The sequence below is a fragment of the Nocardioides sp. Root240 genome, assembly GCF_001428825.1.
Classification (GTDB): domain Bacteria; phylum Actinomycetota; class Actinomycetes; order Propionibacteriales; family Nocardioidaceae; genus Nocardioides.
This window is the reverse complement of record NZ_LMIT01000010.1, coordinates 112,250-123,749: the sequence shown is the minus strand read 5'-3', so window position 1 is coordinate 123,749 and position 11,500 is coordinate 112,250. Positions and strand designations below refer to the sequence as shown.

Below are 11,500 nucleotides of genomic sequence, written 5' to 3'. Positions count from 1 at the left end.
CCGCGCTTGTAACTCGGTGTTCGTGACTACTGCCACAGGGTCCTGACCGGTCAGGACCCCGTGGCAGTGCACCCGAACACCGAGTTACAAGCGGTTCGGCGGTTCAGCTCCAGTCGACGCTGAAGTACTGGGTCTCCTGGTACTCCTCGATGCCCTCGTGGGCACCCTCGCGGCCGATGCCGCTCTGCTTCACGCCACCGAACGGCGCGGCCGGGTCGGAGACCAGGCCGCGGTTGATGCCGATCATGCCGGCGTCGACCTGCTCGGCGAGCTGGAGCGCGCGCTTCAGCTCGCCCGCGTAGAGGTACGCCGCCAGGCCCATCTCGCTGTCGTTGACCAGCGCGAGCAGCTCGGCCTCGTCGGTCCAGGTGATGATCGGCGCCACGGGGGCGAAGATCTCCTCGCGCACCAGGCGCGCGTCGGGCGCGACACCGGTGACGACGGTCGGCGGGAAGAAGTGGCCGCTCAGCTCGGCGGGCACCTCGGCCCGCGCCACCACCCGGGCGCCCGAGGCGACGGCGTCCTCGACGAGCGAGGTCACCCGGTCGACGGCGCGGCCGTCGATGAGCGGGCCGATCTCCGTCGACGCGTCCGCACCCCGGCCGACCCGCAGGGCGGTGACCCGTGCGGACAGGGCGGCGGTGAACTCCTCGGCGACCGAGGCGTGCACGTAGAACCGGTTGGCGGCCGTGCAGGCCTGCCCGCCGCCGCGGAACTTCGCGATCATCGCGCCGTCCACCGCGGCCGCCACGTCGGCGTCCTCGGTGACGATGAAGGGGGCGTTGCCGCCGAGCTCCATCGACGCGTTGAGCACGCGGTCCGCGGCCTGGCGCAGCAGGTGACGGCCGACGCCGGTCGAGCCGGTGAAGGACACCTTGCGCACGCGCGGGTCCGCCAGCCAGGTGCTGACGACCGCCTCCGGCTCCGTGGTCGGTACGACGTTGACGACACCCGCCGGGACGCCGGCCTCGGCCAGCAGCCGGGCCACCGCGAAGGCGGTCAGCGGCGTCTCCGCGGCGGGCTTGAGGACGACCGTGCAGCCGGCGGCCAGCGCCGGCGCGATCTTGCGGGTCGCCATCGCGGCGGGGAAGTTCCACGGCGTGATGAGCGCCGCGACGCCCACCGGGCGACGCGTCACGACGGTGCGGACGCCGCCGGCCGGGGCACTGCCGTAGCTGCCGTCGATGCGGACCGCCTCCTCGGCGAACCAGCGGAAGAACTCGGCGGCGTACCCGACCTCGGCGCGCGCGTCGGCGGCGGACTTGCCGTTCTCGGCGCAGATGAGGGCCGCGAGCTCCTCGAGGTCGCGGTGCATCAGCTCGAACGTCCGGTGCAGCACGACGGAGCGCTGGCGCGGGCTGGTCGCGGCCCACTCCGCAGCGGCCGCCGCCGCGGCGTCGACCGCGGCGGTCGCCTGGGCGGCGCCGCCGTTGCCGACCGCGGCGAGGACCCGCTTGTCGGCGGGGTCGTCGACGTCGTAGGTGCCGAGCTCACCGGCGAGCCACTCGCCGCCGACGAGGACACCGGCCTCGGGGGCGAGGCGGGCGATGATCTGGTCGAGGGATGTCACGGGTAGAGGCCTCTCTGGTGGTGGGCGTGGGCGACGCGCTCGACGGCGATGCAGGTCGCCGCCTCGCGGAGGGTGATGCCTTCGGAGGTGGCGCGCTCGTGGACGCGCTGCCACGCCAGCTGCATGCGGGTGGCGAGGCGCTCGTTCACCTCGTCCTCGGTCCACCAGTACGCCTGGTTGGCCTGCACCCACTCGAAGTAGGAGACGACGACGCCGCCGGCGTTCGCCAGGATGTCCGGTACGACGAGCACGCCGCGGTCCGCGAGGACCTGGTCGGCGTCCGTGCTGGTGGGTCCGTTGGCGCCCTCGACGACGGCCCTGGCGCGGATCCGGTCGGCGTTGCCGGCGTGGATCACGCCCTCGACCGCCGCGGGGACGAGCAGGTCGACCTCGAGCTCGAGCAGGTCGGCGTTGTCGATCGGGTCCGCGAAGCCCACGACGCTGCCGGTCACGTCGACGTGCGCGCAGAGCGCGGGCACGTCGAGACCGGCGGGGTCGTGCACGCCGCCGTACTGGTCGCTGGCGGCGACCACCCGGACGCCGGCCTCCGCGAGCAGCTCGGCCGCACCGCGACCGACCTTGCCGAAGCCCTGCACCGCGGCGGTCGTCGCGGCCGGCGCCAGGCCGAGCGTGTCGAGCGCGGCCAGGGCGACCTCGACCACGCCGCGCGAGGTCGCCATCGCGCGGCCGAGCGAGCCGCCGAGGCTGATCGGCTTGCCGGTCACCACGCCGAGGACGGTGTGGCCCACGCTCACCGAGTGGGTGTCCATGATCCAGGCCATGGTCTTCTCGTCGGTGCCGATGTCGGGGGCGGGGATGTCCCGCGAGGGGCCGATGATCGGGCCGATCTCGCTGGCGTAGCGGCGGGTGACCCGCTGCAGCTCGTCCTCGCTGTAGTTGCGCGGGTCGATGCGTACGCCGCCCTTCGCGCCGCCGTAGGGCACGTCGAGCAGGGCGCACTTCCACGTCATCCACATCGCCAGCGCGCGGACCTCGTCGAGGTCCACCTCGGGGCTGTAGCGCAGGCCGCCCTTGGCGGGGCCGCGGGAGAAGTTGTGCTGCACGCGGTGACCGGTCAGCACCTCGACCTCGCCGCTGTCGCGGCGCAGCGGGATGCTCACGGTCATCTCGCGACGCGGGGTGGCCAGCATGGCGTACGTGCCGGCGTCCAGGCCGAGCCGGTCGCAGGCCGCACGCAGCTGGCGCAGCGCGTCGCCGAGCGGGTTCGAGTCGACCTCGGTGCGCGGGGGAGCGACGTCGATGCTCACTTCGCGACCGCCGGGACCGCGGCGAGGGCAGCCTCGATGACGTCGAAGGCCTCGTCCAGCTGCGCGTCGGTGATCGACAGCGGCGGGAGGAAGCGGAGCACGTTGCCGTAGGTGCCGCAGGTCAGCACGATGACGCCCTCGGCGTGCGAGCGGGTCGCGATCTCCTTGGCCAGCGCGGGGTCCGGCGTCGTCGTCCCGGCCTCGACCAGCTCGACGGCGACCATGGCGCCGCGGCCCCGGACGTCGCCGATCCGGCCGTCCGTCGTACCGATGGCGCGCAGGCGGGTGGTGATCCGCTCCTCGATGGCGCGGGCCCGCTCGACCAGGCCGTCCTGCTCGATCGTCTCGATGACGGCGAGCGCGGCCGCGCAAGCGATCGGGTTGCCGCCGTACGTGCCGCCGAGGCCGCCGGGGTGGACCGCGTCCATCAGCTCGGCGCGGCCGGTGACCGCCGACAGCGGGAGACCGCCGGCGATGCCCTTGGCCGTCACGATGAGGTCCGGTACGACGCCCTCGTGGTCGCAGGCGAACAGCGCACCGGTGCGGGCGAAACCGCTCTGCACCTCGTCCGCCACGAACACCACGCCGTTGGCACGGCACCAGGCGACCAGCGCCGGCAGGAAGCCGTCGGCCGGGACGATGAAGCCGCCCTCGCCCTGGATCGGCTCGATCACGACGGCGGCGAGGTTCTCCGCGCCGACCTGCTTCTCGATGACGTCGATCGCGTGGGCCGCGGCGGTCGCGCCGTCGAGGCCACCGTCGCGGTACGGGTAGGACAGGGGAGCGCGGTAGACCTCGCTGGCGAACGGCCCGAAGCCGTGCTTGTAGGGCATGTTCTTGGCCGTCATCGCCATCGTGAGGTTGGTGCGACCGTGGTAGGCGTGGTCGAAGACGACCACCGCGTCGCGACCCGTCGCGTGGCGGGCGATCTTCACGGCGTTCTCGACGGCCTCGGCGCCGGAGTTGAAGAGCACCGAGCGCTTCTCGTGGTCGCCGGGGGTGAGCCGGTTGAGGTGCTCGGCGACGGCGACGTACCCCTCGTAGGGCGTGACCATGAAGCAGGTGTGCGTGAAGTCGGCGACCTGCTGCTGCACGGCGGCCACGACGCGGGGCTCGCTGGCGCCGACGGTCGTCACGGCGATGCCGGAGCCGAGGTCGATCAGGATGTTGCCGTCGACGTCCTCGAGCAGGCCGCCGCCGGCGTGCGCCGCGAACACGGGCAGCGTCGTACCGACGCCGTTCGCGACGGCGGAGGTCTTGCGCTCCATCAGCGCGCGCGAACGCGGGCCGGGCAGCGGGGTGAGGAGGCGGCGGGCCTGGGTGGGGGTGGTGGTGTCGGTGCTCACCAGCCCATGGTCAGCCTTGCCCCTGCATGTCGTCCAATGCCTGTTGGTTCACATTTCCATGTTCTCGCAGCATATGATGCTGGGTGTGGACCTCCGGCTGCTCACGACCTTCAGCACGGTGGTCGAGCTGGGCTCGGTGAGCGCCGCTGCCGACGCCCTGCACGTCACCCAGCCTGCGCTCTCCCGCCAGCTCCAGCAGCTCGAGCGGCAGGTCGGCGTCGCCCTCTTCCACCGTCACCACCGCCGGCTCAACCTGACCTCGGCGGGCCACTCGTTCCTGGCCGCCGCACGCGACGTGCTGTCCGCCGCCGAGGCCGCACGCTCGCTCGCCGAGGCGCTCGCGGCGGGCCGGCTCGAACGGATCCGCGCCGCCGCACCCGTCACCACGCTGACCGACGTGGTCGCTCCCTTCCTCGCCACGCTGTCCACCGACGACCCGCTGATCACGGTCGAGGAGGCGACGGGCGCCGAGGCCGTCGAGGGCCTGGGCGACCGGCTCGACCTGGCCGTGCTCGCGACCCCGCCCCCGCGCCACCTCGCCAGCGCCGTCGTCGCCGAGCTGCCGGTGTGGGCCTACGCGCGGGCCGGGCACGCGGTGGCCGGGCGCTCGTCCGTCTCGGTGGCGGACCTCGCGGCGTACCCGTTGCTCACGCTCGACCCGACCGCGGGATCGCGCAGCCGCCTCGACGAGGCGCTGGTCCGCGCCGGCGCGGCGCCGCTCGAGGTGGTGGAGTGCGCGAGCCCGCAGGTCGCGCTGGCCCTCGCCGCGTCGGGCCGCGGGGTCGCGGTCCTCTCCGACGACCCGCGGTTCGACCTGGTGCCGACGCCCGTCCTCGACGGACGCTCACTGCTGCGGCTCACGCTGTACGCCGCCTGGCACCCGCGCCACCACGCGGCGCCCGAGCTGGCGGCCGTCGCGGAGCGGTTGGCCGAGTTCTGCCGGGAGCGCTACCCGCTGGTCGCGGTGTGAGGCGCTTGCCCGACACGCCCTAGCGGCCGACGAAGTCGGCCAGCCCGACGCCGTGCGTCGTCGCGACCAGCTCGGCGGCCTTCTCGCCGATCATGATCGCGGCGGCGTTGGTGTTGCCGCTCACCACGTTCGGCATCACGCTCGCGTCGGCGACGCGCAGCCCGTCGACACCGAGCACGCGCAGCTCCGGGTCGACGACCGAGCCGATCCGGCAGGTGCTGGTGAGGTGGTAGACCGTGAACGAGTAGTGCCGCGCGAGGTCCTCGATGAGCGCGTCGCTGGGCTCGGCGCCGGGGGTGTGGCCGTGGCGCTCGGCGAGGGCCGCCGGGACGTGCACGTCGCCGATCTCGTGGCGGGTGCGGAGCTGCTCGACGATCGCGAGCGCGCGGCGCACGGTCGCGATCATCACGGCCATGTCGTGCGGGTCGTCGTAGTAGTTCATCTGGATGTCCGGCGCGGCCAGGGGGTCGGAGCTCGCCAGCCGGATCGCGCCCTCGCTGTGCGGCTGCACCGGGTTGGGCAGCACGATCATGCTCTCGGCCATCGGCGAGAGGACCGTCTCGGGATCCGCGAAGTACTCCTCGGGTGCGACCCGGAGGCAACCGCGCCAGATGTCGGCGTTGTAGCCGCACGCGAACAGGCCGATCTGCGCGTCGTGGGTGTGGGGGTCGCCGAGCCCGGTGGAGAACCACGCGCTGGCGTCGTAGAGCGAGGACGACGCCAGGCCGGTGCCGGTGGTGAACCACTCGACGAGCTGGCGCTCCGCCTCCGCGCGCAGCACGGCGAGCTCCGGCGGCAGCGCGGCGTCCTCGGCGGGGTCCGCGGGCAGCGGGCCGGCCGGGGCGCGCAGCGCGTCCGGGCCCATCGCCACGCCTATCGCGGCCATCGAGACGCCGAGGCCGGGCGCCGGGAACATCACGCCCAGCTGCAGGTGGTCCTTGAGGTGCCGGCCGACCTCGGGCGCGTCGAGCAGGCACTCGATGCCGTACGACGCCAGGTGCTCGCGCTCGCCGATGCCCGACAGCATCAGCAGCTGCGGCGAGCCGACGGCCCCGGCGCAGACCAGCACCTCCTTGCGTGCGGTGATGGTCTGCCGCGTGCCGTCGTCGCCGATCAGCTCGACGCCGGTCGCCCGCAGCGCGCCGGCCTCGCCCTCGAGGACGATCCGGGTCGCGTGGCCGTGGGTCACGATCGACAGGTTGGGGCGCTGCTCGACCTCGCCCTCCAGGAAGGCGTGGTAGGTGCTGGCGCGCCTGCCGTCGCGCGTCGTCGTCTGCAGCAGCGAGACCACGCCGTCGGGACCGCCCCGGTCGTGACCGTTGTAGTCGCCCTCGGGGATGCCGGCCGCGACCGCCGCGTCGACGAACGCGCGCGCTCCGGGCAGCACCGGCTGGCGGACCGAGACCCCGAGCGGGCCGTCGGTCCCGTGGGCCGCCGCGTCGACGGGGATCGCGTCGCTGGGCACGAGGCCCTCGCTCTTGCGGAAGTAGGGGAGCACGTCGTCGTACCCCCACCCGGTGGCGCCGCCGGCCGCCCACGCGTCGAAGTCGCCGGGGTGGCCGCGCACGTAGGCCATGTAGTTCATGCCCGAGGAGCCGCCGAGCATCTTGCCGCGCGGGACCATCATCCGGCCCTCGGCGAGCCCGCGCCCGGCGCCGCCGGCGTGGGCGGTGAACATCCAGTCGGTGTCCTTGTCGAGCTGGACGGCGGGAGCCGCCGCCGGCATCAGCTCGGCCGCGGGTGGGTGGCCGCCCGCCTCGATCAGCACCACCTGGACGGCCGGGTCCTCGGACAGCCGCGCGGCCACGACCGCACCTGCCGAACCCGCACCGACGACGACGAAGTCAGCAGCCGTGCCCATGCGTGGAACGTAACAGCGCGAGGGGGCCGCTGGATACGGTCGCGGGGCCGCCGAAAGCGCTGGACCTACTGGCGCGCGGCCCGGCGCAGCTCGCCCGGAGAGACCCCGAACCGCTTCTTGAACATCCGGCTGAAGTGGGCCGGGTCGGTGATGCCCCACCGCTCCGCCACGTGCGCGACGGGCTCCTCGACCGCCGCGTCGAGCAGGTCGCGGTGGACGGCCTGGAGACGCTGCTCCCGCACGTAGCCGGCGACCGTCGCGTCGTCGTTGGCGAAGAGGCGGTGCAGGTAGCTGAGGGAGATGCTGCACGCCGCCGCGACATCGGCCGGGGTCAGCCCCGGGTCGCCGAGGTTGCGGGCGATGAAGGACTTCGCCAGCGAGAGGTTGACCGCCGGCGGGTTCCCGCCGAGGCCGGCCTCGGACAGCAGGGCGACGTACATGCTCACCATCGCCTGCTGCAGGGCGAGCTGCTGCGCGGCATCGGCGTCCGAGGTGGCGCGTGTCAGCGAGCAGAGGAAGGGTGCCACGGCCGCGGCGACGCCCCCGGTCGTGGGCAGCGCGCGGGCCGTCCACTGGCGCTGCACCCGCTCGGGGACGGGCAGCAGCCGCTTGGGCAGCAGGCAGATCGTGAACTGGAAGTCGTCGTCGGTGCGGAACCGGAACGGGCGCGTGCTGTCGTAGAGCAGCAGGTCGCCGGCGCGCACGGCAGCCGTGCGGTCGTCCTGCTCCACCAGCGTCTCGCCATGGTCCATGTGGAGCAGGTGCAGCACCTCGGGGTCGGTCTCGGCGATGTCGGCGCCGCGTCGCTCGAACCGGTGGCGGGTCGCGCGCATCCGGCGCATGCGGATCTCCGCCACGTTGCCGCCGGCGACCCGGCCCCGGAGCAGGTCGCCGTCCGGCTCGACCGCGAGGGGGACGAACTGGTCGCACACGCTGTTGCGCCAGTACTCCGCCCGTTCCGTGGCCGGCCGGTCCGCGGCACTGATCTCGAACCACCCCGACATGGGTCAACAGTGAGCGCGCTCCCAGCGGTGGTCAAGGCCCTACCCCCTTTTGTGACCGTCGTCGTGCACCTGGGTCGCCTTGCCTTGACCCTCCGTATCCAGAACGCCCGCACGGCCGCCGATCCGTTGACCCGGCCCCCGCCGGGGGCGTTCGCTCTGCCGCCAGGACCGATGCAGCACCCAAGACGAAGCGGAGGAATGCCATGGACCTGCCGTCCCGAGCGGCGATCGATGAGCTGGCGAGCGAGCTGGGGCTCGGCATCCCGGCCGGAGACGTGGACTTCTACCACGCCGCGGCCACCGGACTGCTGGGCTCGTGGGCCGTCGTCGACGAGCTGTACGACGCCGAGGTGGCCCCCGTCGTCCCCGAGCGGACCTGGAGCGAGCCGACCGGCAACGGGCTCGGCGCGTGGTACGTCACCACCGAGCTGACCGGCGCCGCCGACGGCCCGCTCTCGGGCCGGCGCGTGGCGATCAAGGACAACATCGCCGTCGCCGGCGTGCCGATGATGAACGGCTCCGAGACGGTGAGGGGGTTCGTCCCGGCCGTCGACGCGACCGTGGTCACCCGCCTCCTCGACGCCGGCGCCACCATCGCCGGCAAGTCCGTGTGCGAGGACCTCTGCTTCTCGGGTGCCTCGCACACCTCGAAGTCCGGGCCCGTGCGCAATCCGTGGGACCTCGACCGCACCAGCGGCGGTTCCTCCAGCGGCAGCGCGGCGCTCGTGGCCGCCGGCGAGGTCGACCTCGCGATCGGCGGTGACCAGGGCGGCTCGATCCGGATCCCGGCCGCCTTCTGCGGCGTCGTCGGCCACAAGCCGACCTTCGGCCTCGTGCCGTACACGGGCGCCTTCCCGATCGAGCAGTCCATCGACCACCTCGGTCCGATCGCGCCGACCGTCGCCGACGCGGCCGCGATGCTGGGCGTGATCGCCGGCGCCGATGGCCGCGACCCGCGCCAGCCCAGGGGGATCTCCGGCGACGACTACGTCGCCGGCCTCGACCGCCTCGACGGTGGGCTGCGGATCGGTGTCGTGACCGAGGGCTTCGACCAGGCCAACTCCGACCCGGGTGTCAACGCGGTCGTCCGTTCCGCCATCGAGCGGCTGACCGCCGCCGGTCACGTCGCCGAGGAGGTGGCCGTCCCGTGGCACAAGCACGGTGCCGCGCTGTGGGACGTCATCTCGGTGGAGGGCGCCACCTGGCAGATGATCCAGGGCAATGCCTACGGCCTGAACTGGAAGGGCGCCTACGACCCTGACCAGATGGCGTTCTACGGCGAGCGCTGGCGCCGCGACCCGGCGGCCTTCTCCGAGACGGTCAAGCTGGTCGCGCTCGGTGGCACCTGGGCGTTGCGCAACGGCTACGGCGCCGCCTACGGCAAGGCCCGCAACCTCGAGCACGTCCTCGCTGCCGCGTACGACGACGTGCTGGCGTCGTACGACGTGCTGGTCATGCCGACCCTGCCCATCACGGCCAGCCTCATCCCGGCGTCGGACGCCGGGGTCGAGGAGGTCGTCACCCGCGCGCTGGAGATGGTCTCCAACACGGCGCCCTTCGACGTCACCGGCCATCCGGCCTGCAGCATCCCGGCCGGGCTGTCCGGCGACCTGCCCGTCGGCCTGATGGTCGTCGGCCGGATGTTCGACGACGCCGGCGTGCTGCGCGCGGCCCACAGCTTCGAGCAGACGCTCGGAACCTTCACCGCACCCCACCACCAGAAGGAGCTCACCGCATGAACGGAGTCTTCGACCTCGCCGGCACCGATGGGATCGGACCCGTCGTCGTCCCCGACGAGGAACCCGTCTTCCGCGCCGACTGGGAGCGCGCGGTCTTCCCGATGTTCGCGATGTGCTTCCGCGCCGGCTTCTTCGGCGTGGACCAGTTCCGCCACGGCATCGAACTGATCGACCCGGCGGTCTACCTGAAGTCGCCCTACTACGAGCACTGGGTGCACACCGTCGAACACTTCGGTGAGCAGCTCGGCAAGCTCGACATGGCCGAGCTGGACCGTCGTACGGCGCACTACCTCGCGAACCCGGACGCCCCGCTTCCCGAGCACGCGGACGACCCGGAGCTGCTGGCCTTCGTCGAGGCCGTCGTGCCGTCGGGTGCCACGGCCAAGCGCGACGTCGAGAGGGCAGCGCGGTTCCGCGTCGGCGACGTGGTGCGGGTGGACCGGAGCGCTCCGAAGGGCCACACCCGTCGGGCCCGCTACGTCCGCGGGGCGGTCGGCGAGATCGTGCTCGCGCACGGTGTCTTCATCTATCCCGACACCGCCGGCAACGGCCTCGGCGAGCAGCCCGAGCACGTCTACACCGTGAAGTTCAGCGCCGAGGAGCTCTGGGGTGCCGAGCACGCAGAGCCCAACCAGTCCGTCTACTTCGACGTCTGGGACCCCTACCTGGACCTCGTCACCACCAGCACCGAAGGAGTCCCCGCATGAGCAGCACCGTTCGCACCCCGGAGGAGATCGCGGCACGCGTCAAGGCGCTCGAGTCGATGCTCATCGAGTCCGGCGTGATGACCACCCAGGCGATCGACCGGATGGTCGAGATCTACGAGAACGAGGTCGGTCCGCAGCTCGGCGCGCAGGTCGTCGTCCGCGCCTGGACCGACCCGGCTTTCAAGGCCCGCCTCGTTGCGGACGCCAGCGAGGCCTGCAAGGAGCTGGGCATCAGCGGCCTGCAGGGCGAGGACATGGTCGTCGTGGAGAACACCGAGGCGGTGCACAACGTCATCGTCTGCACCCTGTGCTCCTGCTACCCGTGGCCGGTGCTCGGCCTCCCGCCGAACTGGTACAAGGACCCCCAGTACCGCGCCGCGATCACCCGCGAGCCGCGCAAGGTGCTGCGCGAGTCCTTCGGCTTCACCGTCCCCGACGACGTCGAGGTCCGGGTCTGGGACTCCAGCAGCGAGATGCGCTACTGGGTCCTGCCGCAGCGGCCCGCCGGCACCGAGGGCTGGAGCGACGAGCAGCTCCTCGCCCTGGTCACCCGCGACGCCATGATCGGCGTCGGCCCGGTCGGGGCGGTGGCCTGATGCTCCCGGCGCCGTACGCCGACCCGGTGGACCAGGTCGCGGCGCGCGACCGGATCACCGACCTGGTCTGCGACCTGCCGGAGGCCAGCCCGGAGCAGCTCTCCTTCGAACACCCCTGGGAGATCCGGGCGTTCGCGATGGCGGTCTCCGCCCACCGCGAGCTGGGGTTCGACTGGACTGCCTTCCAGCAGGCGCTGATCACCTCGATCAGCGGCTGGGAGGAGCGCACCGGGACCAGCGACCGCGGCTGGTCGTACTACGAGCACTGGCTCGCGGCGCTCGAGTCGGTGCTCGCCGACCTCGGCCTGCTCAGCACCGACGAGCTCGGCCGCCAGACCCGCGACGTGCTCGCCGTCCCGGCGAACCGCAACCACCACGAGGCACACACCGAGCCGATCGCCGTCGACCCGGCCCGCCGCACCCACCACTGATCGGAGTA

The 11,500-nt window shown here is 72.9% G+C and carries 10 protein-coding genes; 5 read left to right on the top strand and 5 right to left on the bottom strand.

All coding sequences use genetic code 11. The annotated features are described in order from the left end of the window. Positions 1-103: 103 nt before the first annotated feature. The 3 genes from ASE20_RS10660 to gabT are packed head-to-tail and all read right to left on the bottom strand — an operon-like array spanning position 104 to position 4,184. Positions 104-1,570 (bottom strand): NAD-dependent succinate-semialdehyde dehydrogenase, encoded by a 1,467-nt coding sequence (locus tag ASE20_RS10660; RefSeq protein ID WP_056894540.1) that lies wholly within the window; start codon positions 1,568-1,570, stop codon positions 104-106. Beyond that, positions 1,567-2,838 (bottom strand): Glu/Leu/Phe/Val family dehydrogenase, encoded by a 1,272-nt coding sequence (locus ASE20_RS10655; protein ID WP_056894539.1) that lies wholly within the window; start codon positions 2,836-2,838, stop codon positions 1,567-1,569. The genes ASE20_RS10660 and ASE20_RS10655 overlap by 4 nt, the downstream gene beginning before the upstream one ends. After that, a complete protein-coding gene (gene gabT / locus ASE20_RS10650) occupies positions 2,835-4,184 on the bottom strand; it encodes a 4-aminobutyrate--2-oxoglutarate transaminase (RefSeq protein ID WP_056894538.1) in 1,350 nt (449 codons plus the stop codon). The genes ASE20_RS10655 and gabT overlap by 4 nt, the downstream gene beginning before the upstream one ends. 58 nt (positions 4,185-4,242) lie before the next feature. Between gabT and ASE20_RS10645 the strand changes: the two genes are divergently transcribed. Next, a complete protein-coding gene (locus tag ASE20_RS10645) occupies positions 4,243-5,154 on the top strand; it encodes a LysR family transcriptional regulator (RefSeq protein ID WP_200952775.1) in 912 nt (303 codons plus the stop codon). A 19-nt stretch (positions 5,155-5,173) separates the two neighbouring features. Here the strand turns inward: ASE20_RS10645 and ASE20_RS10640 are convergent, their stop codons facing one another. Next, positions 5,174-7,015, bottom strand: coding sequence for a GMC family oxidoreductase (locus tag ASE20_RS10640; RefSeq protein WP_056894537.1), 1,842 nt, complete (start codon positions 7,013-7,015; stop codon positions 5,174-5,176). 65 nt (positions 7,016-7,080) lie between these two features. Continuing rightward, entirely contained in the window at positions 7,081-8,019 is a 939-nt protein-coding gene (locus ASE20_RS10635; protein WP_056894536.1) for a helix-turn-helix domain-containing protein, read from the bottom strand. Between the two features lie 203 nt (positions 8,020-8,222). On the opposite strand from ASE20_RS10635, the gene ASE20_RS10630 reads away from it, so the two are divergent. From ASE20_RS10630 to ASE20_RS10615, 4 genes are read left to right on the top strand one after another with little or no spacing between them, the layout of a single operon-like run. Further along, the gene (locus ASE20_RS10630; protein ID WP_056894535.1) at positions 8,223-9,758 is read left to right on the top strand and encodes an amidase; all 1,536 of its coding nucleotides are present in this window, start codon (positions 8,223-8,225) and stop codon (positions 9,756-9,758) included. Further along, positions 9,755-10,465, top strand: coding sequence for a nitrile hydratase subunit beta (gene nthB, locus ASE20_RS10625; RefSeq protein WP_056894534.1), 711 nt, complete (start codon positions 9,755-9,757; stop codon positions 10,463-10,465). Before ASE20_RS10630 ends, nthB begins: the two co-directional genes overlap by 4 nt. Then, positions 10,462-11,061 (top strand): nitrile hydratase subunit alpha, encoded by a 600-nt coding sequence (nthA, locus tag ASE20_RS10620; protein ID WP_056894533.1) that lies wholly within the window; start codon positions 10,462-10,464, stop codon positions 11,059-11,061. Before nthB ends, nthA begins: the two co-directional genes overlap by 4 nt. Then, positions 11,061-11,492, top strand: coding sequence for a nitrile hydratase accessory protein (locus tag ASE20_RS10615; protein ID WP_056894532.1), 432 nt, complete (start codon positions 11,061-11,063; stop codon positions 11,490-11,492). The genes nthA and ASE20_RS10615 overlap by 1 nt, the downstream gene beginning before the upstream one ends. Positions 11,493-11,500: the final 8 nt, after the last annotated feature.